This window comes from uncultured Psychrobacter sp. (assembly GCF_947495825.1).
GTDB lineage: Bacteria > Pseudomonadota > Gammaproteobacteria > Pseudomonadales > Moraxellaceae > Psychrobacter.
Genome location: NZ_CANMAH010000014.1, coordinates 25950 through 51951, shown reverse-complemented (window position 1 = coordinate 51951; position 26002 = coordinate 25950). Strand labels below are relative to the sequence as shown.

General features: G+C 44.4%; 23 protein-coding genes and 1 pseudogene. 10 read left to right on the top strand and 14 right to left on the bottom strand.

The window, feature by feature from the left end; genetic code table 11:
- Positions 1-214: 214 nt before the first annotated feature.
- Positions 215-289 (bottom strand): annotated as a pseudogene (locus Q0895_RS12905) (IS1 family transposase); the annotation flags it as partial.
- 76 nt (positions 290-365) lie between these two features.
- Between Q0895_RS12905 and Q0895_RS12900 the strand changes: the two are divergent.
- Positions 366-1199 carry a cation transporter gene (locus Q0895_RS12900; protein ID WP_058023794.1) on the top strand — a complete coding sequence of 278 codons (834 nt, stop codon included), beginning with the start codon at positions 366-368 and terminating at the stop codon, positions 1197-1199.
- A 665-nt stretch (positions 1200-1864) separates the two neighbouring features.
- Here the strand turns inward: Q0895_RS12900 and Q0895_RS12895 are convergent.
- From Q0895_RS12895 to potA, 6 genes are all read right to left on the bottom strand, one after another.
- A complete protein-coding gene (locus Q0895_RS12895) occupies positions 1865-2383 on the bottom strand; it encodes a hypothetical protein (protein ID WP_114700081.1) in 519 nt (172 codons plus the stop codon).
- A gap of 51 nt (positions 2384-2434) precedes the next feature.
- The gene (locus Q0895_RS12890; protein WP_299189611.1) at positions 2435-2620 is read right to left on the bottom strand and encodes a hypothetical protein; all 186 of its coding nucleotides are present in this window, start codon (positions 2618-2620) and stop codon (positions 2435-2437) included.
- Positions 2621-2679: 59 nt separating this feature from the next.
- Positions 2680-3570 (bottom strand): LysR family transcriptional regulator, encoded by an 891-nt coding sequence (locus Q0895_RS12885; protein ID WP_299189610.1) that lies wholly within the window; start codon positions 3568-3570, stop codon positions 2680-2682.
- 79 nt (positions 3571-3649) lie between these two features.
- On the bottom strand, positions 3650-4450 hold the full coding sequence (potC, locus tag Q0895_RS12880; RefSeq protein ID WP_299189608.1) for a spermidine/putrescine ABC transporter permease PotC: 801 nt from the start codon (positions 4448-4450) through the stop codon (positions 3650-3652).
- On the bottom strand, positions 4450-5337 hold the full coding sequence (gene potB, locus Q0895_RS12875; RefSeq protein ID WP_299189606.1) for a spermidine/putrescine ABC transporter permease PotB: 888 nt from the start codon (positions 5335-5337) through the stop codon (positions 4450-4452). Before potB ends, potC begins: the two co-directional genes overlap by 1 nt.
- Positions 5337-6602, bottom strand: coding sequence for a spermidine/putrescine ABC transporter ATP-binding protein PotA (gene potA / locus Q0895_RS12870; protein WP_299189604.1), 1266 nt, complete (start codon positions 6600-6602; stop codon positions 5337-5339). Before potA ends, potB begins: the two co-directional genes overlap by 1 nt.
- 487 nt (positions 6603-7089) lie before the next feature.
- On the opposite strand from potA, the gene Q0895_RS12865 reads away from it, so the two are divergent.
- The 4 genes from Q0895_RS12865 to Q0895_RS12850 all read left to right on the top strand — a co-directional run bounded on the left by Q0895_RS12865 (position 7090) and on the right by Q0895_RS12850 (position 10733).
- Positions 7090-7728 (top strand): carbonic anhydrase, encoded by a 639-nt coding sequence (locus tag Q0895_RS12865; protein ID WP_299189601.1) that lies wholly within the window; start codon positions 7090-7092, stop codon positions 7726-7728.
- Positions 7729-7880: 152 nt separating this feature from the next.
- Positions 7881-8459 carry a lactoylglutathione lyase gene (gene gloA, locus Q0895_RS12860; RefSeq protein WP_299189598.1) on the top strand — a complete coding sequence of 193 codons (579 nt, stop codon included), beginning with the start codon at positions 7881-7883 and terminating at the stop codon, positions 8457-8459.
- A gap of 78 nt (positions 8460-8537) precedes the next feature.
- Positions 8538-9497: a mechanosensitive ion channel domain-containing protein gene (locus tag Q0895_RS12855; protein WP_299189595.1), complete on the top strand. Its 960-nt coding sequence runs from the start codon at positions 8538-8540 to the stop codon at positions 9495-9497.
- A 63-nt stretch (positions 9498-9560) separates the two neighbouring features.
- Positions 9561-10733 (top strand): hypothetical protein, encoded by a 1173-nt coding sequence (locus tag Q0895_RS12850; protein WP_299189593.1) that lies wholly within the window; start codon positions 9561-9563, stop codon positions 10731-10733.
- Between the two features lie 88 nt (positions 10734-10821).
- On the opposite strand, the gene Q0895_RS12845 is transcribed toward Q0895_RS12850, so the two are convergent.
- The 3 genes from Q0895_RS12845 to ribA form a co-directional block, all read right to left on the bottom strand.
- On the bottom strand, positions 10822-11295 hold the full coding sequence (locus Q0895_RS12845) for a cytochrome c (RefSeq protein ID WP_299189591.1): 474 nt from the start codon (positions 11293-11295) through the stop codon (positions 10822-10824).
- Positions 11296-11573: 278 nt separating this feature from the next.
- Positions 11574-12587, bottom strand: coding sequence for an oxygen-dependent coproporphyrinogen oxidase (gene hemF, locus Q0895_RS12840; protein ID WP_299189590.1), 1014 nt, complete (start codon positions 12585-12587; stop codon positions 11574-11576).
- 48 nt (positions 12588-12635) lie between these two features.
- Positions 12636-13319 (bottom strand): GTP cyclohydrolase II, encoded by a 684-nt coding sequence (ribA, locus tag Q0895_RS12835; RefSeq protein ID WP_299189589.1) that lies wholly within the window; start codon positions 13317-13319, stop codon positions 12636-12638.
- Positions 13320-13920: 601 nt separating this feature from the next.
- On the opposite strand from ribA, the gene dxs reads away from it, so the two are divergent.
- A complete protein-coding gene (gene dxs, locus Q0895_RS12830) occupies positions 13921-16020 on the top strand; it encodes a 1-deoxy-D-xylulose-5-phosphate synthase (protein WP_299189613.1) in 2100 nt (699 codons plus the stop codon).
- A 265-nt stretch (positions 16021-16285) separates the two neighbouring features.
- Entirely contained in the window at positions 16286-17113 is an 828-nt protein-coding gene (locus Q0895_RS12825) for an inositol monophosphatase family protein (RefSeq protein ID WP_299189587.1), read from the top strand.
- Between the two features lie 113 nt (positions 17114-17226).
- Here Q0895_RS12825 and Q0895_RS12820 read toward each other — a convergent pair whose 3' ends face one another.
- Both Q0895_RS12820 and Q0895_RS12815 read right to left on the bottom strand, forming a co-directional pair.
- Positions 17227-18621 (bottom strand): wax ester/triacylglycerol synthase family O-acyltransferase, encoded by a 1395-nt coding sequence (locus tag Q0895_RS12820; protein WP_299189586.1) that lies wholly within the window; start codon positions 18619-18621, stop codon positions 17227-17229.
- A 121-nt stretch (positions 18622-18742) separates the two neighbouring features.
- The gene (locus Q0895_RS12815) at positions 18743-19570 is read right to left on the bottom strand and encodes a thiazole synthase (protein ID WP_299189584.1); all 828 of its coding nucleotides are present in this window, start codon (positions 19568-19570) and stop codon (positions 18743-18745) included.
- Positions 19571-19901: 331 nt separating this feature from the next.
- Here Q0895_RS12815 and gspE point away from each other — a divergent pair, with 331 nt between their 5' ends.
- Positions 19902-21443, top strand: a complete 1542-nt coding sequence (gene gspE, locus Q0895_RS12810) for a type II secretion system ATPase GspE (RefSeq protein WP_299189582.1) — start codon at positions 19902-19904, stop codon at positions 21441-21443.
- A gap of 9 nt (positions 21444-21452) precedes the next feature.
- Here the strand turns inward: gspE and Q0895_RS12805 are convergent, their stop codons facing one another.
- Both Q0895_RS12805 and Q0895_RS12800 read right to left on the bottom strand, forming a co-directional pair.
- Positions 21453-21947 (bottom strand): RidA family protein, encoded by a 495-nt coding sequence (locus Q0895_RS12805; protein WP_299189580.1) that lies wholly within the window; start codon positions 21945-21947, stop codon positions 21453-21455.
- A gap of 43 nt (positions 21948-21990) precedes the next feature.
- Positions 21991-22764, bottom strand: a complete 774-nt coding sequence (locus tag Q0895_RS12800) for a DUF4442 domain-containing protein (RefSeq protein ID WP_299189578.1) — start codon at positions 22762-22764, stop codon at positions 21991-21993.
- A 249-nt stretch (positions 22765-23013) separates the two neighbouring features.
- On the opposite strand from Q0895_RS12800, the gene Q0895_RS12795 reads away from it, so the two are divergent.
- Complete coding sequence (locus Q0895_RS12795; RefSeq protein WP_299189576.1) at positions 23014-24483, top strand: AAA family ATPase; 1470 nt, start codon at positions 23014-23016, stop codon at positions 24481-24483.
- Positions 24484-24581: 98 nt separating this feature from the next.
- A complete protein-coding gene (locus tag Q0895_RS12790; protein ID WP_299189575.1) occupies positions 24582-26000 on the top strand; it encodes a hypothetical protein in 1419 nt (472 codons plus the stop codon).
- Positions 26001-26002 lie beyond the last annotated feature (2 nt).

The window sequence follows — 26002 nt, the reverse complement described above, 5'->3', positions numbered from 1 at the left end:
TACTTTTTTACTTAGTTTACAACGGGTTATCTTCATAAAAGTAGTCTAGCATAGTGCTTATCTACTACAGCCCCTTATTTTTTTAAGCTGGTCTTGTAAGCTTTGCTAGATATTACTCGTTTAATGGTTTGGTTTAAGTGGTTCCATTATACCAGTCTGTTTTAAGTAGTCTGTTAATAGGTTTTTGGGGTGAAATAGCTGGTTCCGCTGGGGTATAGCTTTTGAAACCATTTTTCTTTATATTGTCACTTAGACAGGCTGGGCATTTGATGTATAGTGTCATTTGCATTTCACTATTTATCAATTTCTCAGCCTGTTTTTTTCCAGCCTACTTTTTGAACCACCACCCGGATATAAATGTAGCTATGAATAAAACAACTTTTAAAATATCGAAGATGGACTGCCCTTCGGAGGAAAACCTAATCCGAATGAAATTAGAGGGCCACTCGAATATTGAACATCTTGAGTTCGACATTCCTAACCGTCAATTAACTGTGTTTCATCATGACAATATAGAAGGGATAGAGACTGCTATTCATGACCTAAAATTAGGAGACACCCTACTCTCGACCGAAACCATTGACCCCTCTGATCCCAACAATAATTTTAAAATTGATGCTGATTCTAGTCACAAAAAAGATGCTGAGCAAAGAAAGCTACTATGGATAGTGCTGGTCATTAACTTTGCTTTCTTTATTATTGAAATGAGCACGGGACTGATTTCTCGTTCGATGGGGTTGGTCGCCGACAGCTTAGATATGTTAGCAGATAGCTTCGTGTACGGAATTAGCTTATTTGCGGTCGGTGGAACGGTCATTAAGAAAAAACGGATTGCTAGAATTGCCGGATATTTTCAAATTACGCTAGCGATTCTTGGTTTTTTAGAAGTACTAAGACGTTTCTTTGGCAATGAGCAGTTACCTGACTTTTCTACCATGATAGTCATATCGATTCTTGCGCTAATTGCAAACTTGATTTGCCTCTATTTACTACAAAAATCGAAAAGCAAAGAAGAAGAAGCCCATATGCAAGCCAGTATGATTTTCACTTCAAACGATGTGATTATCAATTTAGGGGTAATTGTTGCAGGGATTTTGGTTAATTGGTTACACTCTAGTACGCCTGATTTGATTATTGGTAGCATCGTATTTGCTTTAGTTATTCAGGGCGCCTTTAGAATATTGAAGTTGAGTAAGTAGCCAAGCCTAATAACTGAAGCAAATAGCTCAAGTAAGTAGCTTAATTAAACCGCTAAGTGTAAAGTAACTGGGTTTGAAGCAAATAAACATCATAAGGATATGAGACCTCAAGCAATGATTGAACAAACTTTAAATCTAGTCACCACCAAAGACCATCAGCAAGTTGCCGTTTGGCGAATAATAGATGATGAAGTCTTTGATAAGAATCTGGTGGTGGTCAACTAATTTAGGACACTAATAAAATTCAAACCTACATCGCCATTACTTATAACCCTGAGTCGAGAACGGATAATAATTATAAGCGTTGGGGCAACTTTTATGACCGCCAAGATCTGTTAGTAGGTGACGAGTTGTGTCAGGTGGTTAATTTTCAGAGACCTTCCTAAATTTTGTGTAAGTATTTAATCTAAACGTCAGTTACACAGAATCTGGGATGGTCTCTTCAAGTCCTCACTAGCGCACCGATCATAGATAGAATATCTATGGTAAGTACATCATGAAGTACACTGTGGCTATCTCAGCAAGTTGAAACCTTAATACCATTAGCTCACAGCCAAAGATTCAAGTCCTTACTAGGGAACCATATTCTTAGGTTGAGCTAAGCATACATTTTGAGTGTACCGGATTTTTTGCCTTACCACCTCACTCTATAAAAAATTCAAATTTCATACTGCATGTCGATCGAATATTAGTTCGATTAGATTAAAAACTTCCTTCTCGTCTAAAATTAATCCATTGTAGAGCATAGGTTTTAATGGTTGTCTTATAGAGCTACCTGCTTTTAGATAGATAGTCAATATCCAGTGATTAGTATGACCGCGAGTTAAAGGGTGTAAATCTAACCTTTCGATATCCCGCCATAATATTAAGTGTTGCTGATTTGACTTAAACACATGAAAAAAAGAAACCCCAGCTTGTTCAATCGTTACTATTGGCTTTTTACCTAACCAAATATAAGATAAAAGTAAAAGACCAAAGCTACCACCTCCTATGAGCAACCATCCAATACTAACTATAATCCAATCTCCTTCTTGCTTAGCGATCGGAGCAACAAAGCAACCTAGCATAAATATAAATATCGAGCCAATTATATTCATGAAATGCTGTTTGACGGTATAAGTCAGTTTGATTGGATAAGGAACCAAGTTGTTACTAATTTTTATCCCCTTTTTGAAATGATTCATAATCTGTTTTAGTATCAACTCTACCTTCAAGTCCCTTTACTAAGTCTATCATCAAATCCTTATCCCCCTGCTAGTCAAAAAATCCAACAAATTGTCAGCTGTATATTCCTTTAAACCAGCTACTGAGTCATTCTCTAAAGCATCTACAAGAAAAGCACCCAGTAGTATTTTTTGCCGGGTCAGTTTCTTATCTAACTTCTGTTCCTTTTTTAAATCATTACTATCAAGTAAGCTCATATTTTTTCCTTGAATTAGCAAATCTATTTATTATAACGAGTGTTATGACAAATAAAGCTCTAAACCGGCTTAACAATCCCATCAAGTAAACTCGCAAACTCCTGCATATAAGCCATATCTAAACTAGCCGTCCGCGTTGCCGCATACAGCTGACAATACACGCCATCGCCCAACGGACGGGAGACCACCCAACCTTTTTTTTCATATTCCGCGATGACCCAATCGGGCAGGGCTGCCACGCCGCGCTCGCTGGCGACCAGCTGGATGAGCATTGCGGTCAGCTCTGTGGTGCGAATATCGGCAAAGCTCACATCGCTTGGCGTCATAAAATTAGCAATAATATCGAGGCGTTTGGCTTCCACCGGATAAGCGATCAAGGTTTCATCGATTAAGTCATGAGGCGCGATAAAGTCTTGCGCCGCCAAGTCATGCGTGGGTGATAGTACCAAGCGGCTCTCATACTCAAATAGCGGCTGATAGCTGATACCCTCAAGCGGTAAGTTACTGGTAGTAATTAATAAATCAATATCACCTTCCATCAGTAAATGATGCGGCTCAGGCTCAAAGCCAGTGGCAAAATCCAGCTCGACATCCGACCACTCGCGGCGATAGTGATTGAGTATCGGCATCAACCAATCAAAGCAGCTATGGCACTCAGAGGCCAGACGCAGGCGACCGGCTTGCCCATGCGCTAAGCGCTTTAGATCGTTTTTGGTACGCGTGACTTGCGGCATGATATTATCCGCTAAGGCTAGCACAGCTTTACCTGCTGGCGTGAAAGTGAGCGGGCGCGTGCGGCGATTAACGAGGCTAATATCATAATAGTTTTCCAGCTCTTTTAGCTGATGCGAGACGGCAGAGGCGGTGACATGCAGCTCATCGGCGGCCGCAGCCAGCGAGCCATGGGCTCTAAGCGCAGTTAAGGTATTGAGATGACGAAGCTCTAGCATAAATAGCTCGGTAGTGAGGATGAAGTGCATTCATTATAAGCGATAAAGTGCTGAAGTTCACTCATAGCTAATAACTGCTCTAGCGACGACGTAATAATAGCTGTGAGATGACGACCAGTACCAAAGAGGCTACCAGTAGCAACGTACCGACGGCGTTGACCTCAGGCTTGAGGCCGACGCGTACCATCGAATAAATTCGCAGCGGCAAAATCTCATAGCTAGGCCCTGTGACAAAGGTCGACACCACCACATCATCGAGTGATAAAGTAAAAGCCAGTAACCAACCTGCCATCACCGCCGGCAAGATGACAGGAATCAGGACGGTGCGTACCATGGTCGATTCACTAGCGCCCAAGTCGCGCGCCGCTTCCATCAAGCGCTCATCCAAGCTGCTTAGGCGCGCAAAGACGGTAATGACCACAAAGGGCAAGCAAAAGGTGATATGAGCAAGCAGCAGCGAGATGAAGCCTAACTGTAGACCAATTAACAAAAATAAGGCCAACAGTGAAATCGCAAGGACAATTTCAGGTGACATCATCAGCACAAATAACAGCCCGTTTAACAAGCCTTTGCCGCGAAAGTCGTAACGATGGAGGGCAAGGGCGGTGAGCGTGCCGATTAAGGTTGAGACGGTGGCAGCGACCAAACCCAAGACGATAGAATGCCAAAATGCATCGAGCATCGCTTGGTTGTTAAATAGCGACTCGTACCATTTGAGGCTAAAGCCGCCCCAGTTGTAGCCTATTTTTGATTTATTAAATGACATCACCACCAAGACAATGATGGGCAGATATAGCAGGGCATAAATCAGACCAAGATAGCCTTTGGCCGCGATACTGCCGAGGCTCGGTGGTTTGATGTGGCGTTGGTTGTCAGGCATTAGGCCACCTCATTAAAATCAGTCTTACCAATGCGGCGGCTACTGGCACGATAAGCCAGCAATAGCACGGCCATTGCCAGCGTCAATAATACACTGGCCGCTGCACCAAAGGGCCAATCACGCGCGTCCAAAAACTGGTTTTTGATGATGTTACCCACCAACAGGTTACGCGAGCCGCCCAGCACGTCCGCCACATAAAACATCCCCATCGCAGGCAGCAGCACCAAGAGCACCCCTGAGATAATCCCAGGCGTGGTCAATGGTAGCACCACGTGCCAAAAGGTCTGGGTTTTCGACGCACCCAAATCTTGCGAGGCCAGCAGCATATCATTACGCAAATCGGTAAAGACCGCATACAGCGGCAGCACCATAAACGGAAACAGTAAATAAGTCAGGCCTGCTATCACCGCGCCTTGCGTGTACAAAATATCAATAGGCGCGTCGATGATACCCAGCGTCAGTAGGGATTTATTGATCAAACCATTATTGGCAAACAATAATTTGAGCGCATAAGTCCGCACCAAAGAGTTGGTCCAAAACGGCAAAATTAAAAGCATCATCAGCAGCGGCTGCCAGCGCGTCTGGGCTTTGGAGACCAGCCAAGCAAATGGGTAGCCGAGTAATAAACAAATCACCGTGGTGATACCAGCCATCCAGAGGGAGTGGACAAACACCTCAAAATATAGCGGATCCACCATACGTAGATAGCTGTCGATATTGATGGGCAAACTGATAAAGGCGCTGCTATCACGGGTCAAAAAACTGACCGCGATGACCAAGATATTTGGCAATAAAGCAAATATCAGCAGCCAACCCCAGATGAGCCATAGCGTTGCAGTACGAAACGGGCTTTTATTACCCAAGTTAAAACGGCTAGTACGCGCCATTAGCTGACATCCTTTTGTGTAGCTGTTTTTTGTATAGCCGCGCTTTGCTCAGGCGCTTGTGGTTCTGTTAAATGGTCTTCGGGTAATACCCACTCCCAGCCATCGACCCACGCCACCTTGACCGCTTCATTGAGCTTATAATCAAAGCTAGGATCGTCTTCATCAAAAAACTCAGAGGCTTTGATGATATGACCATTGGCCAGCTCGATAATCGAGTCTAAGGTACTGCCTTTATAGTTACTTTCGATGACACGGCCCAGCAAGCCTGCATGACTGTCGTCTTTGGGATCATAAATGCGTAAGTCTTCAGGACGTAGCAGTAGGTTGACGATGTCGCCTACTTGTACATCGTTGGCAAAAGCAGGACGGCGCAAGTTGCGTAGTGTCGCTTTACCTTCTTGCACCTGCGCTTCACAGACCTCGACCTCGATGCGGCCGTTGGTCACGCGGCCATCACGATCTGGCTGATCCGGGTACACACCTTTGACCTCTGCCTTAAACAGATTGGTCTCACCGATAAATTTGGCCGTAAATAGATTGGCAGGAGTTTCATAAATCTCGATTGGTGTACCAATTTGCTGAAACCTACCGTCCTTCATCACCGCAATACGGTCAGACATTGATAGTGCTTCGTCTTGGTCATGAGTGACAAAAACAAAGGTGATGCCAAGCTCGCGCTGCAAGCGTTTGAGCTCAGACTGCATTTGCAGACGCAGCTTGTGATCGAGCGCTGATAATGGCTCATCGAGTAACAGTAGTTTAGGGCGATTGATGACCGCGCGCGCAATGGCCACGCGTTGCTGCTGACCGCCTGACAGATCTTGCGGGCGACGATTGGCTAGGTGCTCTAGCTGCACCATCGCCAGCATCTCACGTACCCGCGACCGAATCTCGTCTTTGGGTACTTTTTTGAGCTTGAGGCCATAGGCGACGTTTTGCGCGACGCTCATATGCGGAAACAACGCATACTGCTGAAACACGGTATTGACCGGACGTTTATCCGCGGATAGCCCTGCCATCTGCACGCCGTCTAGATAAATCGCCCCTGCCGTCGGCTGCTCAAACCCCGCGATTAAACGTAGCAGCGTGGTCTTGCCGCAGCCTGACGGGCCAAGCAAGGTCAAAAACTCACCATGCTGGATATCAAGGTTGATGTCTTTTAAGACCTCAGTTTGATCATAGGTTTTTTTTAGACCAGACAATTTTAGCAGGACAGTGTCAGGTGACGCAGGGTGTTGAGTCATGTTCGTAGATGAGTTGGTCATAATGTTCGTTCCTAAGTGTCCAACATGTCAGTACCTCTTTTAATATAAGATGCTATTTTAAATAAGAGACTGTAAATAACATGGACTGGCATGAGCGTAAGCATGGTCTAGTTGCTGCGTATTATAACAAACCCATAACATAAATTAAGGTAAGTTCGTTATCTGTTGCGTAGGTTGCGGTGGTAGAGGTCTCTGTATTTGTTCAAATATTTCATTATGATCTCTACATTTAACTTAAGTGTTTGATAGTTTGCTTACCGCTAAAATATTCGACACTGTCAATAGTTCTTACTTGAATAAAATGACTTTAACACAAATTTTTTGTCATTTTTTAGCCTCTATTCCTATACAATTACTTTATGGCTGACAAACATAATGAGCCAAATAGCTTAATAATTACTAACAAACAATTAAGCTAATTGATATCTAAAAACTAGATCTAAAGCCATTTAACTTTCTAATAGTTATCAATAATTAAGGAGACTTTATGCCTAACGATATACGCCCAAAAACAGGTCAAGAAGCACTCGAGCTTTTAAAACAAGGCAATGCACGCTACGTCGATAGCTTGACGAATACCGATCCCTGTACGCAAAGACGTCCAGAGCTTATCAGTGATCAAGACCCCTTAGCGATTATTTTGGGCTGCTCAGATGCGCGCGTGCCGGTTGAGATTGTCTTTGATCAAGGCTTAGGTGATTTGTTTGTGATTCGAGTGGCAGGTAATGTGGTAGCGCCATCGCAGATCGGTTCAATCGAGTTTGCTGCCGAAAAGTTCGGTACCAAGCTGGTGGTGGTGCTTGGCCACTCAAATTGCGGAGCGGTGACCGCTTGTGTTGAAGCGCTTATCAACCCTGAGCAAAACTATACGCCAAACCTACAATCTATCGTCGATCGCATTCGTCCAAGCGTCTATAACTTGCATGAGCTTGCGACGGCCAACGGTCAAGACGTCGATGCAGACGAGTTGCTTGAGCGTTCTATCAGTGCCAACGTGCGTATGTCGGTCAGTCAGCTAAAACATGGCTCGCGTGCGTTAGAGGATTTAACCAATAGTGGTCAACTGCTTATCGTTGGTGCAGAGTATGACTTAAAGACAGGTAAAGTACGGTTTTTAGAGGATTAATTAGTATTGTAAGCTAAGCATATTAAGGACACGCTCTTACAAAACCCTATCAATGGTTTTATAAATTTTTATTATGATGAAGTGATCCAGCAGCTCGCTACTACAGAGGTGTGCTAGCTGCCCAATCATTTTCTGTCAAATATAGGATAATTATGTCTAATTTAGCTTCTAACTCGACAACCGACGACAACAAAGCAACAATAGCTCAACCTACGAGTAGCGTAAATGCAAATGGAGTTCAATCCATCGCAGCTCAAACCTCAGGCTTTACGTTTAATCACACCATGCTACGAGTAAAAGATCCTGCCAAGTCACTTGAGTTTTATACCGGCGTGCTTGGCATGACGTTATTGGCAGTCAAAAAATTCCCTGATATGGAATTTGATTTATACTTTTTAGCCAAGCTGACAGAAAGCGAGCGTGAAAACTTGCCAGCGGGTAGTGACTTGGAGATTTTCGCGTTCCGTCAGCGCGGTATCTTGGAGCTAACCCACAACTATGGCACGGAGAGTCAGGCCGACTTTAGCTATCATGATGGCAATAGCGAGCCGCAAGGCTTTGGTCATATTTGCTTTAGCGTACCCGATTTAGATGAAGCGATAGCTTGGTTTGATAAAAACGACGTGGAATTTAAAAAGCGCCCTGAAGATGGCAGCATGAAAAATATTGCTTTTATCAAAGATGTCGATGGTTACTGGATTGAGATCGTACAAGCTGATTTGATGCGTTAGATTACAGCGTCAAAAATATAGTGATTAAAATACAATGACTGAGCAAAAAAGGTAAATAACTTAAGGAGTGCCCCCTACATGCCTAGCACTGAGGCAGACACTATCGCTGTTGATCCATCTACAACGCCTGATGAGCTGACGTATCACAGTATTATTAATTCAGCAAATGAGATACTGGTCGGTTTTTTTGAGCGTATACCGCATTTTGTGGCGTCAGTTATCGTTGTCCTAATTTTTTGGTTTTTATCGATAATTTTCAAAAAAATCGTTCATAAACTATTGGGTAGTCGGAGTCGTCATCAAAATTTGGTCAAGGTGTTTCAGCGGGTAGGCGGGGCACTGATTATTTTTATCGGCTTTATGATAGCCATGGTCATTGCAGTGCCAGGTTTTACGCCTGCCAAGCTGATTGGTGCACTCGGTATCGGCTCGGTCGCTATTGGTTTTGCGTTTAAAGATATTTTTCAAAACTTACTATCTGGTATTTTGCTGCTGCTCTCAGAACCATTTCGTATCGGTGATCAAATCGTTTCAGGCGAATATGAAGGGACGGTTGAGGATATTAAAATTCGTGCAACGACCATCAGGACTTACGATGGTAGGCAAGTGGTCATTCCAAACTCAGATCTGTATACGTCAGCATTGACTGTCAATACAGCGTATAAGCAGCGCCGCCTGCAAGTGGCAGTCGGTATCGGCTATGAAGACGATATCGAGACGGCAAAAGCGGAGACTTTACGCGCGTTAGATAAGGCCGATAGCGTATCGACGAAAGCTCAGCCGAGCGTGATCGCGACTGGATTTGGCGGCTCGTCTATAGATCTGACGGTACGTTGGTTTATCGAAGATGGTACTCAAGCCAATAAAGTCGCCTCGATTCATCAAGTTATCGTCGAGATAAAAAAAGCGCTGGATGCAGCAGATATCAATATTCCTTTCCCAATAAGGACGATAGATCTAAGCGATCCTTCAGTAAAAGCCATCGTCAATAGATTAAATGAACATCAAGCTGTTGATACCGATAAAGCAGAAAAATAGCTTGATGACAGCAAGGCTTCTGCTTTGGTCACAATGTTTGTCTATGATTAGTAATCTTTGCTTATGACTAAAAGAACCATCGCCCTTGGAGTCATGAAACTTAGTGTGGCTCAAAAAGAAGATCACAGTGCTTTAGATGCCTTAACTGAAGCAGCTATGGTTGAGTTTAATCAAGTTGTCCAAAAGACGCTGGATATTGAGGTGTCGTTGTTTTCCTTTACAGGGCACAGCCTTACCCCTAGCAAACAAGGCTATCAAGCCCTCGACTTTGTACAAATCGGTATCAACGAAAAGACTGAACGCAAACTGGCATTTTTGCTCATCATTACGGATGTGGAGATTGCTGCCGCGTCGATGTCCTACCTTCTTGCGCTGCCATCCCAGCTCACGAACGTGGCTGTGATCTCCACGCGCCGCTTGGTCGATCATGGAGAGGAAAAGCTTTTACAAAAAGGGCTTCGTACCGAGCGACTTACCACGCTAATGCTGCATTGCTTTGGGCGACTGCTCAATCTAAGCTATACAAAAGAGCCAACCAACTATCTGGCGCACGTGGAGATGTCAGGCGATCTTGACGCCATGCGGCATTTCACAGTGACTCAGCAGCAGCAGATGGTCAAAAATTTGCCGCAAGAAGCCAATGATCGTTACTCTAGGGGCAGTAAACTCACCTTTATCATACGTCACATCTTAGGCAACCTTCCTCGAATTTTTCGCGGCGCTATCAGAGCCAAACCGTTACGCATCACCACCAAGCTGCCAACCATGATCGCAACAGCGCTCTCAGTGATTATTGTCCTTATATTTGGCGGGGAGACGTGGGATTTTGCAGCCTCAGTTTCCTATGGACAGCTGACAGTCTTTGTAATTACAAGTTTTTTGGCAGCCAGCTTTGTGCTCTACCGAGCTTTTTCTTTTCGGCTGATTGCAACAAGGCGGGGACAAACGTCAGAGAGTTCAGTGGTCACAGCGGCAGCCACCTATTTGGCACTGGTGCTGACCTTGATTTGTCTGTTTTTTATGTTTGGCGTGTTGATGTACGGTGTGGTGGTCTTTGTATTTCCGGATACGCTAATGAGCACGTGGACTTCTGATAAAGACGGCGCTACCTTTGCTGCCCATATGCGACTGGCTGCTTTTTTGGCGGCAGTGGGAGTATTATCAGGCTCGCTTGGTGGGTCGGCAGATTCTCGCTCTGTGGTACGCAACGTATTGTTTGCCGCTGATGAAACCTAAAAGCTGGTCGCACTGCTGACCCTTTATACCTGATGGATTATGGTTATCAATAACACATGATTAACCATAATCTTTGATTTAGACTGTTTTAGTTGTCTTTTTTGACTCTAAAGTCTGTATGACATGATTTACAGCTGTCCCCAACTTGTCCAAAAGCAGGCATAACGTCATCGACGCTAGTGGCAGTTTGTGCAGCGGCACTTAACTCAGCAGTCGCTTGTTGAAAGTTGTCGGCTTCCGCACGAAAACCATCGACGTTACTCCAGACAGCTTCAGTGGCGTTACCCATGGCTTCTTGGTTTTCAAAATGATCCCAAGGGTTTACCGCATCTTCTGCCAAGAATGCCGCTTGCTCTTTAAATATCTCTGCATCAAAGGTATCAGGAGATTTGACCATATCGCCCATCACGCCCATTGCATCGCCCCAGCTTTTCATGCTGTCTTGACGGGCTTTGACATCAGGATCCACAGAATTGCTACAGGCGCCTAGGCCTAAGGCTGCTGCCATCAATGTGATACCAAAGACTGATTTTAATGATTTATTCGTTTGAGCTCTTAGCATATGTATAACTCCTCTACGTATAGCTATAAATAAGCCGGCAATCGTATACTGGCTTTTGGGTTTTATTGACAGAATATGCTGTCTAACTTTTATTATTCGTTTTGAGTAATTATTATTAAAGGATAACTACAGTCTTAAATGTAACCGTGATAGCTATGAATGAGGTAGGTCACTTACGTACAATTTTGTAACTTTACGTAACCTTTGAACTACCTAACCGACTAATTAAAAAAGAGCGTCGTTACAGCCGTCGTTGATATTATAGACTATAAGTAAGGTTACGAGTCCGACAATGCGAGCCAATCTCGCGGTTTTAGATAAAAATTGGTTAGCTCGAACTCTGGAGTACCCTCGATAGGTTCAAAACGATAATGCCAGCTGGCAAGAGGCGGCATGCTCACCAAGATAGACTCGATACGTCCATTACTTTGTAAACCAAACAAAGTACCGCGATCATAGACAAGATTGTACTCGACATAGCGCCCACGACGATACAGTTGGAACTCACGCTGCTCATCAGTATAAGGGGCATCTTTACGGCGCTCAAAAATAGGCATGATACCCTCAAGATAGCCATTACCTACTGCTTTCATAAAGTCAAAGCAGGTCTCAAAATCCCAGCCACGGCTCTCAGTATTGACATCATCATAAAATAAACCACCAATACCGCGCTGCTCATCTCGATGACGCAAATGAAAGTACTCATCGCACCATTGCTTAAAGTCAGGATAGACGCTGTCACCAAAGGGCGCGCACAGATCATGACAGACTTGATGCCAATGGACACAGTCGGCCAATACCGGATAAAAAGGTGTCAAATCAAAACCGCCGCCAAACCACCAAATAGGGTCTTCGCCTTCTGCTTCGGCAACGAACAAACGCACGTTAGCATGGCTGGTAGGCACGTTTGGATTTTTGGGATGTACGACTAGGGATACGCCCATCGCTTGTGCTTTGCGACCAGCAATATCGGGGTGACGGGCAGTTGCTGAAGCTGGCAAGTTATGAACGTGAATATGACTAAACATGACACCGGCTTTTTCGATGACTTTGCCATCTGCTAAAACGCACGAACGTCCGCCGCCGCCTTCTGAGCGCTCCCAATCATCAGGAACAAAGGTTGCATCGCCGCTACCATCGCGCTCTTGCGCTTCTAGTGCTTGACAAATACGCGCTTGCAAATCAACCAAGAATTCACGTACACGCGCGATGTCATCGGAGGTTGGCGTGGTTTGGTCGCCTTTAGCGTCAGTAGTCTGTTTGGGAGTACTGTTTAGATTAGGAATGCTCATAAAAATTTCTATCACTATAGCCGTTGGTAAAGATTTTTGATGACAAGTTTATTTATTAAGATGAGCCTTGGTATAAAACTCTTTATCTAGTAGATGACCCATACGGTCACGTTTGGTGGCCAAATAATCAGCGTTGCTTTCATTGACGCCTACCAATAATGGCACCCGCTCGACGACATTGATACCGTTGTCTGTCAAGTAAGACACCTTATCAGGGTTGTTGGTAATGAGGCGAACTTCATCAACGCCTACGTGAGCGAGCATAGGACGACACATATCGTAGATGCGTGCGTCAGCAGGTAGTCCTAACATAAGATTGGCATCTAGGGTATCATGGCCTTGATCTTGCAGGGCATAGGCACGGATTTTATTAGTCAATCCAATACCGCGACCTTCTTGACGCAAGTATAAAATAGCGCCGTAGCCAGTTGCTTGTATTGCTTCCATAGCAGCATTAAGCTGTGGACCACAATCGCATTTTAACGAGCCAAAAGCGTCGCCTGTCAAACATTCAGAATGGATGCGAACGAGGGGCGTTGGGTGGTCTGCTGGCTTTGCATGAGGTTCTATAGAGTGTGTCTGCGTCGCGTTTTTTTCTAACAATGGATTTACCACTGGTAGACCGACGCTAAGCATCACATGCTCTTGACCGTCTTCATTTTCAAACACATGAAGATCAAATTCACCGTGACGAGTGGGTAATTTTGCGCTGGTAATAAATTGATATGACATTGATGTCCTGCATAGGCCGATCATCGTGGCGGTAGATAATAAGATGGTCATAGTCGTAACGTAACGACTATGTGTCGAACAGCAGGATAAGCAAGCTGTATGTTTGCAAAACCCATGCTTATGATAACTATAACTATCTGGTTATCATTGTATAATGTTCATGATGACAATATCTTTAACGTGTTTGTGAGAAAAACACACAAAGTTCACAGACGACGCACGATGATTAAAGCGACAGTTTAAAAAAAATGCTATTATGCCATACTATTTTAACGGATACAGTGACAAGTCTTTGCCCTTACATTACTGTATCGTCATTTGTGCATAGTATGCAATATACGGTTATTGGCTTACTATTGTCATAGTTACTATTATTTTATCACTATGATAATGGTACATTTAAGCAAAGCATGTAAATGATTTCATGCAAATACTAATAAACAGTGACGATGCGCTAAGCATATCGCAATCTATAAGTAATAGCAGTATATATTACTAGCTATTGTAGATGGTTTCATAACACCGTATCAATATGATAGCGGTGTATGACGATATAGTAAGATGGCGCCTTGTCAGCAGCTTGGTAGGTATCGTACGATTTATGCAGCAGTCACCTTATTTTTTACAGTCTCAGTCAGCATCTGCGTCACCTCATACGTCGCTATCTACGCCATTGGCTACCGATTCTGCTGCACACCCATCAGGCTTGCAACAGACTTTTATGCAGATACCGCGCACGCGTCCTTGTACGCCGCTGCTTGATACGATAGATGCACCAACAGACATCAAAGCCCTCAACACTGAGCAGTTAATCGTGTTGGTCGATGAGCTGCGCTTGTTTTTATTGTATTCTGCGGGTCAAAGTGGCGGACATTTTGGTGCAAATCTGGGTGTGGTTGAGCTGACTATTGCTCTACATTATTTGCTTGATACGCCTCAAGATCAGATTGTCTGGGATGTAGGTCATCAAGCGTATGCGCATAAAGTCCTTACTGGCCGACGCGATAAGATCAGTAGTATACGTGCCAAAGATGGTCTGACTGCGTTCCCTGAACGGGCCGAATCCATCTACGATACTTTTGGTGTGGGACATTCATCGACGTCTATCTCCGCAGGCTTGGGTATGAGCTTAGCACTACGTTACCAAGGGCGACCGCAGACGGTTGCCTGTGTGATTGGTGATGGGGCAATGACTGGCGGTATGGCTTTTGAGGCCATGAATGATGCTGTACAGCAAGATGCTGACCTGTTGGTCATTTTAAATGACAATGACATGTCGATATCTTGCTCCATTGGCGGGTTTTCGCGTCACTTAGCGATGCTCTGGGAGTCAGGTTATCAAGTTGATATCTCAGATACAGGTGCGCCAGTGCTGCGTCATCGCCCAAACATGCAAGCGTTTGATCGGCGTAAACGGCATAGTGAACAACGTGATGTACCGCAGTTAGAAGACAATTTATTTAAAGCCATTGGTTTTACGTATTTTGGCCCTTTTGATGGTCACAATATTCCTGAGCTGTTGCGAGTATTATCACTTGCCAAACAGGTAAAAGGGCCAGTATTGGTTCATATTTACACGACTAAAGGCAAAGGTTTTGCACCTGCTGAGGCCGATCCTGTCGGTTATCACGCCATTAGCAAATTACCTGCTGAAGACATTGTCGCCTGTGGTTTTGTCAAAGATAAAGCGACTGTCGAAAGTAGTGCTGCTGAAGATAAGCCTTCTAAACTAAAGTACTCGCAAGTATTTGGGCAGTTTTTGTGTGATAAGGCGGCACAAGACAATAAGTTATTAGCAATCACGCCAGCGATGGAAGAGGGTTCTGGGATGATTGACTTTGCTCGTCAGTTCCCAGAGCGGTTTTTTGATGTGGCGATTGCTGAGCAGCATGCGGTGACACTTGCAGGAGGCATGGCAACGCAAGGCGTCAAGCCCATTGTTGCGATATATTCCACCTTTTTGCAGCGTGGTTATGATCAGCTTATTCACGATATTGCACTGCAAAATCTCGATGTAACGTTTGCAATTGATCGAGCTGGTCTTGTGGGGGAAGATGGCGCAACCCATGCCGGTGTATTTGATTTGGCTTTTCTGCGCTGCGTGCCCAATATGCTTATTGCAGCGCCAAAAGATGAAAACGAGTGCTATCACCTACTTAATACATGCTATGAGTATCAAGGTAGTACAGCAGTCCGTTATCCCCGTGGAACCGGAACTGGCGCGATGATAAGTCGTCCGGCACAGAACTATAAAATAGGTCAGGCTATTGTAGAGACCGTATTAGGAAATACCAGCGCTACTAATAAGCTTGTGTTATTGGCCTTTGGTACGATGGTTGCGACTGCCAAGCAAGCGGCTAAGATATTGACAGCTGATGGTGCGTCAAGTAATTGCCAAGTGCAAGTCGTCAATATGCGCTGGGTAAAGCCACTAGATACCAATTTGCTTGAGACGTTGATTGAGCAAGGTGTGACGCATATTACGACATTAGAAGAGCATATGGTCATGGGCGGTGCAGGTAGCGCGGTCAACGAGTATTTGCTCAATGCGTCTGCTGCATTTGCTATTAGTCGTCCAGCCATTTGTAATATCGGTATTCCTGATCGCTTTATTGCCCATGGCTCACAAGCAGAACAATTGGCGGATTGTGGTTTGGATGCTCGAGGTGTGGTCTCACAGCTAGAGCGTTTATTGTCTTAAGTGGCAGTGTGTCAGTTTGTCGTAACACCTGCTTGCCGTAGGTGCTAATTTTTTTACAGCTTGTGTAAGTAGTGATGGCGGCCATTAGCCATGGTAAGCCTTGTATTTTTCATTTTTGTTTTTGATTTTTTAGTATGTTGCGGTCAGTCTGTTTAAGACCGTATAAGAGAGGCATAGGATGGCAGACAATTGATATGCCATCCTATGCAAGTAATATCTGTAGTCTTCATTCATTTTATTTATTCAACAAGTAGATAGGTTATTTATGGAACCCATGGTCGTCATCGCAGCGCGTACTGCTGAAAAAGTCGGTGCAGAGATTTTACATGCGCATCAAAATCGTCACAAAATTGAGTTTGATACTGAGTCAAAAGGTATCGATGGCTTAGTGACACGCATTGATCGCTATAGTGAAGAACTCACTATCGAGACCCTCAAAAGCAATTACCCAAACCATTCGTTTTTGGGTGAAGAGTTTGGCATGCAAGAAGGCCGCGGTGAAGATGCAGATTGGTGCTGGATTATTGATCCCTTAGATGGCACCAAAAACTTCGTTCACGGGATACCGCAGTTTTGTGTATCAATCGCTGTGCAGCACAAAGGCGTTACCCAGCACGGTGTGGTCTATGATCCTGTCCGTGATGAGATGTTCTCTGCCAGCCGCGGTAAGGGCGCGCGCCTAAACCAGCGCCGTATCAATGTAAGCGAGCGCAAAACTATCGATGGTGGGCTGTTTACGACTGGTCATCCGCTTGAGCGCAGTCGTAATGGTGAAGTCATCTCTTATGCCAAAGAGCATTTTGAAAGCTTACAAAAAGTATCTGAGGCAGGTGGACAAATGCGTCGTTTAGGTTCGGCGGCACTTGATTTGTGCTATGTGGCAGCAGGGCGTTTTGATGGTTATTTTGAGATGTCTATTAAGCCATGGGATATCGCAGCAGGTGAGCTGATTGTATCAGAGGCACGTGGCGTTGTGGTCGATCATACAGGTGCGCATAACTCTATGAAGTCAGGCTCTATCTTTGCCTGTAACGTCAAGCTACTAAAGCCATTAATGCAGATAGTTGTACCAACATGGCGTGACGCTGTGTAGAGATTTGGTACTAATAAGATTGTACTTAAAAAGTTATGTTTAAAAAGCTGACTCTGTGATGGAGTCAGCTTTTTTTATTGCGATTTTAAGATGAAATCATCAATGTTAATTTGTTATTCACGTAGACCCAATTGCCTTTCTTTGCTCACGTTTTCTAGTACAGCGAGCTCTTCTTCAATCAAGCCCAGCATATCTTGTACATGCGGCAACAGCTTGCTACAAGCGGTAATACAGAACTCTACTTTGTCTAAATAGCTAGCAAGAGTGATATTCATAGCTTGACCATCCAATATAATAGAGGCTGGGTACAAGGCTTTGAGAGGCGCTCCGTTCCAATACAAGGGTTTTTTGGCACCAGGTACGTTGGAAATGATAAGGTTAAAAGCTTGTTTTTTGGGAAATATACCTGTTAATAGATTGATACCTTCCCAGGCATAAGCGATAGCACTATAGTTGATTACTTGCGCTTGATTCATACGCCGAAATCGACGTTTCCCGCTATTCATACTGCCATTAATCAGCTGTAGTCGACGTATAGGGTCATCTAAATGCGTGCCCAAATTTGCCAAAACAAATGAGATCTGATTGCCAGTGGCGCTACTATCGCTACGTAGTGACATCGGTACAAAAGCAATCAAGGGTTTGTTAGGTAATGCATCAAGCTTTAGTAAATAACGCCGTATGGCACCAGAACAGACGGCAAGTATCACATCATTCATACTGACATCGAGTTTGTCAGCGATATCGTCAAAGCGCTGCATATCATAAGATTGCGCTGCGATACGCCGTGAGGCGGAAATGCGCTGGTTTAATATGCTCATAGGAGCATCAAAGGTGCCAACATAATCGTCTTTGCCATGATGTTTAAAGTTGTCTAGTAGTTCGGTAAATACGGGCTTAATGGTAGACAGCTGCTCTTTTATAATGCGAGTAACAGAGCGCCCAGCAGGTATCAGAGCATCTACTTGGTTACGATGGCGTGCCATAAGTGACCACACTGGCAACGTCATGGGCTCGTTTGGTGACTGCGAGAGTGATTTTTGGATCAGACGCATGGCAGCGATACCATCGACCAATGAATGATGAATCTTAAAGTATAGAGCAAAGCGCTCAGGACTATCTTCAGTCTCTGGTTGGATGCCCTCGATGACGTGGCATTCCCATAATGGCATGGCACGATCAAGTAAACGCCCATGCTCTTTTGAGACGTACATCAGTAGCTCACGGACACGGGAAGGTCTTGGCAAGGCAACATGACGAAAGTGATGCTCAACATCAAAATCCTCATCTTGCTTCCAAAATAACAACCGCTCAAGTACCTGATTGAACGGAAAGCTTGGAGGTACTTGAGATGTTTGCATTTGTCTGACCAGCTGATAAACAAAATCACCGTCTGCATTTTGCGCATCGACTGGCAGTTCAAACAAAAACAAGCCACCCACATGCATAGGCTGTTTACGTGACTCAAGAAGTAAAAATAACTGATCAACTGCCGTCAGTAAGCGCATGAGGTGTCCTTTAGGTTCAACGAGTAAGGTCAATGAGCTGCGTATTATAAGTAGCCTGTCGGCACATCGATATGAACAGCGGTTAAGTTAATTATATAATCGACTGGGTATCAAAACCATTTTATTGGAAAAAGTAACCAGTTTGCGGCGAGCTGGCTTGTGCCATCTTACGCATGGGCATCCGTCCTGCCAAAAACGCCTCACGACCAGCCCAAATAGCGTGTTTCATAGCATGAGCCATCATCACTGGGTTTTGAGCATTGGCAATTGCTGAATTCATGAGTACACCGTCACAACCAAGCTCCATGGCAATAGCTGCATCAGAGGCAGTACCAACGCCAGCATCAACCAATACCGGTACCTTAGCGTTTTCTATGATAAGGCTGAGCGTATGACGGTTGAGGAGTCCAAGACCAGAACCAATAAGGCTGCCAAGCGGCATAATCGCCACACAGCCCATACTTTCTAATTCTTGCGCGACAATGGGGTCGTCTGATGTGTATACCATCACCTCAAAACCATCATCGATTAGCACTTTTGCCGCCTTTAGAGTCTCCATAATATTGGGATATAAACTGTTTTCATCGCCCAATACTTCAAGTTTGACCAAATTATGCCCACCCAATAGCTCACGTGCAAGTTTGCAAGTTCGAACTGCTGTCTCAGCATCAAAGCAACCAGCAGTATTGGGTAAAATAGTATATCTGTCGGGCGAAATCACATCTAACAAGTTCGGCTCGTCACTATTTTGACCAATATTGGTACGACGAATAGCGACAGTGACGATTTCGGCCGCTGAGGCTGCAATAGCGGTTCCGGTCTCAGCCATATCTTTATATTTACCAGTGCCGACCAGTAGGCGTGATGAAAATGTGCGACTACCAACAGTAAAGGTATCTTGAACAAGGGGAGTATTTTCAGTAGTAGTTTGAGTCGTGGCTTGAGACATATCTGCAATCCTAATAACGGGCGGACTATAAAAGACAAAAGGCGTAAGCGACACTAATACAAGTAGTATAAAGTTAGCATCGAGAGATGTTAATAATAAACGCTTATCGAGACATAAAACGGCGTAAAAGCTTTGTTAATGATATAAAACAAAATGTTATTATAACAAACTCATAAGCGCTTACCGATAAACTTTACTTAGTTTAATCATTTAAGTATAAGACATTTATGTTAGACACTGCCTACTTGTCAAAGACCTTAGCGCCTTTATTAAAGAGGCTGAGCACTTATAATTTGTTTATTACCCATTCTATTTTTATCAGGTCGTTTTTATGATGCAACTGCCGTACAGTTTTGCAAAACGCCACCAGCTCTTAATCGTTTTAGCGATAGATGCTGAGCTACCACCGACGTTGGTATTAACCAAAGCCACACCGCTTTCTGCCATCAATGAAGCTGTACGATTTTTGCAGCAGCAAGGCGTACGCGGTGTGCCTGTTTATGACAGCATCAGCTCGGATGAGTTTGAAAAGCGCCTAAATGCAGCTTATGCAGGCAATACGGGTGAATCCCAGCATATCGCCGCCGGTCTTGAAGATCATCCAGATTTGGACAGCTTAGCAGATAGTGTGCCTGAGACCGAAGATTTGATGGACCAGCAAGATGACGCGCCTATTATACGACTCATCAACGCGCTATTATCAGAAGCGATTCGTCTTAATGCTTCAGATATTCATATCGAGACTTTTGAGAAGCGTCTGGTCGTACGTTTTCGGGTGGATGGGGAGCTCAAAGAAATCATTACGCCCAAACGTCAATTGGCACCGCTTTTAGTCTCACGGATCAAAGTCATGGCCAAACTCGACATCGCCGAAAAACGCGTGCCACAAGATGGGCGTATCAGTCTACGGCTAGCAGGGCGTGAGGTCGATGTGCGGGTATCGACGTTGCCTTCAAGCTTTGGTGAACGTGTGGTAATGCGCTTGTTAGATAAGCAAGCAGGCCGCCTCAATATGACTTATCTTGGGCTTGCAGACAATGACTATACTGAGCTTAAACGCTTAATTCATCGTCCGCATGGCATTATTTTGGTGACAGGTCCTACGGGTTCAGGTAAGACGACGACCCTATATGCTGCATTGACCGACTTAAACGATCAGACACGTAATATCTTAACGGCGGAAGATCCTATCGAATTTCAGCTTGATGGTATTGGGCAGACTCAAGTTAACAATAAAGTAGATATGACCTTTGCCACAAGTCTGCGGGCGATGTTGCGTCAAGATCCAGATGTGGTCATGGTTGGTGAAATTCGAGATATCGAAACTGCTGAGATTGCAGTACAAGCGTCATTGACAGGGCATTTGGTCTTATCAACACTGCATACCAATACCGCTATCGGTGCGGTGACTCGCTTGCAAGATATGGGGGTAGAGCCGTTCTTATTATCGTCCTCGCTCATTGGCGTAGTCGCGCAGCGTTTGGTGCGGACTCTTTGTTCACATTGTCATACGTGGCAAACTGCAGATAGTGAGCAAGTAAAGTTGTTCTCTGAGATTGGTATTGAAACCGACTCTAAAGACTCAGTGACGACAGCCATCACGCTGCCAAAGCCCGTTGGCTGTGACAAGTGCAATCAGTCTGGGTTTAAAGGGCGTACAGCGATATATGAAGTCGTACCAATTGATGATACCTTACGGCGTATGATTCATAGTAATACTGCCGAGTATGAGCTTGAGTCTTATGCTCGTCAAAAGACCCCATCGATTCGTGCTGACGGTTTGCATAAAGTGATAGCAGGACAGACGACATTAGAAGAAGTACTACGTGTAACCAAAGAAAGCGCCCTAACTGAGGACGCTATCATTGTTTAACTAGGGCTATTATTTTGCTGCCATACATTCAACTTCGACGCTAGCACCTGCGGCCAAGTCTTTGACACCAAATGCTGAGCGTACTGGATAAGGCTTGGCGAGTTTGGCTTTATAGACTTCATTGAACGCGTTAAAGTCGTTCATATCAGTCAGCATCGCCATACATTTGATAAGGTCAGTCTTTTGATAGCCATATTGTAGCAATACGTCGTTGATATTGTCTAAAGTTTGCGCGGCTTCTGCTTTGATACCGCCTTCTACCAGCTTGCCGTCTTTAAAACCAATTTGTCCTGACATATATAAAGTGTCACCAACTCGAACAGCACTAGAAAACGGATAGTCACCGCCATCACCTAAAAAGACAGGTTTAGACTTGGTCATAGTAGCTGCATTAGTAGTTGCTGCTGGAGCAGCATTTGCACCTATGGCCAGTCCAAATGAGCAAGCACCCACAAAAAATGCCTTGGATAGGCGGCTGACAAATCGATTGGTAAGTTTGGACATTGTTGACTCCTTGTTCTTAATTATTTACGTTATCGTTTACTGGTCATTTACTATCAGTAGAAGATAGGTTTTCTTGTTCAGTTTCAGTTTCAGTTTCAGTTTCAGTTTCAGTTTCAGTTTCAGTTTCAGTTTCAGTTTTGTTGTCGTTGTTAGCGTCAGTTTCTGAAGATTTGCCTTGGCGACGCGCTTCTAATTCAGCCTTAGGTATCCATGCCCATGTCATCTCAACCGTAATAGGATCACGCACGCTATCAGACTCGCGATCATTGATGACGCATGGGATGACCATCTCGCCTTTGGGGGTATCTAAAATATCTGAGCGCTGTTCATCACTTAAGGTAGCGACCGCTGCTACTTGACCTTTTTTAAGCGGTCGATAAAAATTGACAGAGTAAGATTTGATCAACAGCACACGATCAGAGGGTAGGTTCAACCCTAAGATAAAGCCTGTGGCGGTCTCAGCAAGTAGCGTAACAGCGACCGCATGGATAGAGCCAATATGGTTTTGTACAGGTTTATTGTTGTTTAAGCTGACCACCACTTGATTGGGCTCTACAGTTTCGTAGTAGACCCCTGTGGTACCTACATAAGGCACGACTTTACCAAAGGCTTTGGATAAAATAGTCGAGCGTGCACCAGCAGGTAAATACTTGGTAATGGATAACAGCTTAGTAAATTGATTGTTTACTGGCTTAAGCGAACTAGGATTCGATGTTGTGTTTGCTTGAGGGGTTAGCGCGTCAGATATTTTTTCGGGTAACTTAGCTGGTATCTTCGTCGATAATTTATTGGGTAGCTTATTTAACAATCCTGACATACAAAGTTCCTCAAATTAATCTGTTTGGGCATTTTTAGATAATGGATAAAGCAATACAAGTAAAACCGCGTCATAAGTTGTCATACTGTTACCTTGCAATTGCCTAATACTTGCATCTCATTAATATTAGTACCATAAATAACCACGGACACAAAATAGTAGTAACGTAACCGGTGGAGAGTTGCAGACCACAAATCTATTGTTTTTATTTACTATTTTTATCAATCGTTTTTAATATCGAGTTAAGTTATGAATGACAGACCCACTAGTGAGCCTACCAATATTATCTATACGGGTGTCGCTGGTACAGGCAAGACTTATCGCTTGTTACAAATTGCCAAACAGTATACGCATTATTTGCCTATTACGGATGGCAACGAGCTACTGTCACAGTTGCTCTATGAGCTTAGCTGGCGCGATGTGGTGTGTCTAATATTTTTGGACTTTAAAGCACAGCAAAAAGACTTGGTAAAAGTACCTGAAGTCGTCAATCATGAGTTTTTTATCGCTAAGGCGGCTCAAAACGCACGTGAGAAGAACCTAAGCAACACAGCATGGTCAGTGCTACAAATGCACAGTTCGGCCAGCTCAAAGACAGTGACCTATAAAAACCGTGCAAGCCAAGCTTACTTTGATAAAGATGAAAGCGGAGCATGGCATCTACTGCCAGAGAGCATGTCATTATTGACTCAGTTGTCACAGCAGCTGGGTGAGTTCCGGCAGGCGCAACAAGACAATCAGCCTGTACAAAAGCAGCGTTATAGTATGGTCAGCTTTCATCAAGCCTATGGCTACGAGGAGTTTGTCGAAGGCATTCGCCCAGTGATGAGCAATGATGAACCAAGAGGACAAGGCGCTCAAATCAATCGCCAAACAAGCGAACAAGGGGCGAGCAATCAGATGCGCTATGATATCCAAGATGGAGCTTTTTTAAAGCTTTGTAAGCGCGCTGCCAATGATCCTGAACATCGTTATGCCATGCTTATCGACGAAATCAACCGTGCCAATGTCTCCCGAGTATTTGGCGAGCTGCTTAGTCTGATCGAGCCTGATAAGCGCAGCGGGCAGCCAAACGCGATGCAAGTAAATTTGGCTTATTCTGGACGAGTCTTTAGCGTGCCTGCCAATGTTGATATTTATGCAACGATGAATACGCAGGATCACTCGTTAGCGCCGCTTGATATGGCACTACGTCGTCGCTTTCGCTTTATCGACTGTCCTCCGCAGCCTGAATTGCTGCCCGTTATTCGTGTCTTAAATCCTACAGATGCGCATCAACGCTCAGATAAGCATGAGTCATCAGCAGAGGTGGATTTGGCCAAGCTATTAAGAGGGTTGAACCAGCGTATCACACAAACGTTGGGACAAGAGGCGCAACTTGGTCATGCCTTTTTATACTCGGTAAGGAGTTTAGCGCAGCTACGAACAGTATTGGTAGAGCAGATTATTCCACAACTGGCACAAGCTGTTGGCGGGCAAGTGTCTTTATTACAGTATCTATTTAATGATGAGCAGCGGCCAGTAACATCGCAGTTTATTCATGACAGTCAACGCAGTCTGTCTCAATCGTCAACTAGAGACCATCAAAACCCTATGTTTGCTGAACAAAATGCGTTTGTAGGCTCAATGATGGCATCTGCTAGCTATACTATCAATCCAGAGCTTCTGACGCAGACTGGCGAGTTTGCCAAACCTTATGTCTATCAACGTCTGTATTAATTTTAATGAAACATATATCAATAAACAGTCATTATTATAGCGCTGGATGCTCAGCTTCAAAGGCATCTTCTGACTCAAATACAGCGGGTCACGCTACTATGAGCGTGTTTGAACATCAACGCTTGGTTGCAGAGGACTTTATTGATGTCGATGATTTTACTTGGCTGCTTGCGCAAGAATTTACGGTATTTACCATTAAGCGCCAACGCGGACAATGGCAGCTCAAAGTGGGTCACTATATCGGTATTATTTTGCTGCCAAGCGGCATTACGCTTGAGATACTGCCCAAAGTAGCGGCAGTCACGCAAAAAAACACCCTTACCCAAAGCGATGAACTCATGCGGACACGTCAATGGGTACAAATGATGCTGACTGATTTGATGACTATACCTAATAGACATCACAAGCTGCCGCACACCAAAACCTTAGGCCAGCTCAGTCAGCATCTCACGCCACTATCGACACAAACGCCGCCACTGTCACAATGGCTCATCAGACAGTTTTTGCAGCTATTGTCCGATTATCAGCCAACCAAGCAGTATCAAACACAAAGCCAAAACCAGTCAATGCTACAAGGTAAGCTACTCGTTAAAGAGCAGCTAAAGCGTAATAGCTATCAGCCTCATAAGTTTGTCTGTGAGGTAAACCAACTAAGCACCGATATGCTGGTCAATCGTCTGATAAAAAGTGCTTTGGTTTTTCTTGAGCAGCTGGTAGGCGCGTCTCAAGCCTATCAACCACAGTCTATGTCGTTGTCCGCCGCGTTACTGTCTAAGCTGGTGTGCTGGCGACAGATTACTGTGCTTAGCCACTACGAGCGGCAAAGACTGAGTTCTCTTTATCAGATGGCAAAGCAGCAGCTAACCTTACAGCCATTGTCTCGGTTGCAGCGGCAATCTGTAGATAAGCTATTAGATTTGGCGTATTGGCTACTTCAAATGCAGTACTCAACTTTGCCTACAGGTAATGGTGTTGGCCACAAAGGTAGACAGATGCGCTTATGTTTACTGATTAATATGAACCAAGCTTTTGAGCAGTGGGCAAGCTTGCGTCTTACGCAGCTGTTTGAGCAGTCTACCAGTATCAACCAGCCTATTTACCAAACATTTACTCAGCAAAAAGATATATGGCTTCGAGATGCTACAGGGCAGACATGTCTGTCTATACAGCCAGATTTATTGATTTATAATACAGCTACCGAAGCAAATAGCCAAAAGCAGCACACTAGTAAGGCGAATGCTAACACCACTCACTGTAGTCACGTCATTGATATCAAATGGAAGGCACTGACTCATGCGCGTGATATTAGCGCTACTGATGCGTATCAGCTGATCAGTTATGCTCAAGCTTACCAAGCTAAGCAAGTTTGGCTGGTCTATCCGGTCATGGATGACACCACTCAACCAGTCGCACTTCAGCAGTCTATTGACTCTATAGAGTCGAACCACGCGACACTATGGGTCATGCCTTTTAATGTTACGACTGGAACGCTTAATAAAACTACTTTGAGCGCCTAAAA

What these genes read in the sequence shown, in the direction of transcription:
- Q0895_RS12885 (WP_299189610.1), bottom strand. Translation starts at nt 3,570, where the DNA reads ATGCTAGAGCTTCGTCATCTCAATACCTTAACTGCGCTTAGAGCCCAT.
- ribA (WP_299189589.1), bottom strand. Translation starts at nt 13,319, where the DNA reads ATGTCATATCAATTTATTACCAGCGCAAAATTACCCACTCGTCACGGT.
- Q0895_RS12895 (WP_114700081.1), bottom strand. Translation starts at nt 2,383, where the DNA reads ATGAATCATTTCAAAAAGGGGATAAAAATTAGTAACAACTTGGTTCCT.
- Q0895_RS12790 (WP_299189575.1), top strand. Translation starts at nt 24,582, where the DNA reads ATGAGCGTGTTTGAACATCAACGCTTGGTTGCAGAGGACTTTATTGAT.
- Q0895_RS12795 (WP_299189576.1), top strand. Translation starts at nt 23,014, where the DNA reads ATGAATGACAGACCCACTAGTGAGCCTACCAATATTATCTATACGGGT.
- potA (WP_299189604.1), bottom strand. Translation starts at nt 6,602, where the DNA reads ATGACCAACTCATCTACGAACATGACTCAACACCCTGCGTCACCTGAC.
- Q0895_RS12900 (WP_058023794.1), top strand. Translation starts at nt 366, where the DNA reads ATGAATAAAACAACTTTTAAAATATCGAAGATGGACTGCCCTTCGGAG.
- Q0895_RS12855 (WP_299189595.1), top strand. Translation starts at nt 8,538, where the DNA reads ATGCCTAGCACTGAGGCAGACACTATCGCTGTTGATCCATCTACAACG.
- Q0895_RS12890 (WP_299189611.1), bottom strand. Translation starts at nt 2,620, where the DNA reads ATGAGCTTACTTGATAGTAATGATTTAAAAAAGGAACAGAAGTTAGAT.
- Q0895_RS12845 (WP_299189591.1), bottom strand. Translation starts at nt 11,295, where the DNA reads ATGCTAAGAGCTCAAACGAATAAATCATTAAAATCAGTCTTTGGTATC.
- Q0895_RS12805 (WP_299189580.1), bottom strand. Translation starts at nt 21,947, where the DNA reads ATGTCCAAACTTACCAATCGATTTGTCAGCCGCCTATCCAAGGCATTT.
- Q0895_RS12865 (WP_299189601.1), top strand. Translation starts at nt 7,090, where the DNA reads ATGCCTAACGATATACGCCCAAAAACAGGTCAAGAAGCACTCGAGCTT.
- hemF (WP_299189590.1), bottom strand. Translation starts at nt 12,587, where the DNA reads ATGAGCATTCCTAATCTAAACAGTACTCCCAAACAGACTACTGACGCT.
- Q0895_RS12815 (WP_299189584.1), bottom strand. Translation starts at nt 19,570, where the DNA reads ATGTCTCAAGCCACGACTCAAACTACTACTGAAAATACTCCCCTTGTT.
- Q0895_RS12825 (WP_299189587.1), top strand. Translation starts at nt 16,286, where the DNA reads ATGGAACCCATGGTCGTCATCGCAGCGCGTACTGCTGAAAAAGTCGGT.
- Q0895_RS12820 (WP_299189586.1), bottom strand. Translation starts at nt 18,621, where the DNA reads ATGCGCTTACTGACGGCAGTTGATCAGTTATTTTTACTTCTTGAGTCA.
- potC (WP_299189608.1), bottom strand. Translation starts at nt 4,450, where the DNA reads ATGCCTGACAACCAACGCCACATCAAACCACCGAGCCTCGGCAGTATC.
- Q0895_RS12800 (WP_299189578.1), bottom strand. Translation starts at nt 22,764, where the DNA reads ATGTCAGGATTGTTAAATAAGCTACCCAATAAATTATCGACGAAGATA.
- gspE (WP_299189582.1), top strand. Translation starts at nt 19,902, where the DNA reads ATGATGCAACTGCCGTACAGTTTTGCAAAACGCCACCAGCTCTTAATC.
- potB (WP_299189606.1), bottom strand. Translation starts at nt 5,337, where the DNA reads ATGGCGCGTACTAGCCGTTTTAACTTGGGTAATAAAAGCCCGTTTCGT.
- gloA (WP_299189598.1), top strand. Translation starts at nt 7,881, where the DNA reads ATGTCTAATTTAGCTTCTAACTCGACAACCGACGACAACAAAGCAACA.
- Q0895_RS12850 (WP_299189593.1), top strand. Translation starts at nt 9,561, where the DNA reads ATGACTAAAAGAACCATCGCCCTTGGAGTCATGAAACTTAGTGTGGCT.
- dxs (WP_299189613.1), top strand. Translation starts at nt 13,921, where the DNA reads ATGCAGCAGTCACCTTATTTTTTACAGTCTCAGTCAGCATCTGCGTCA.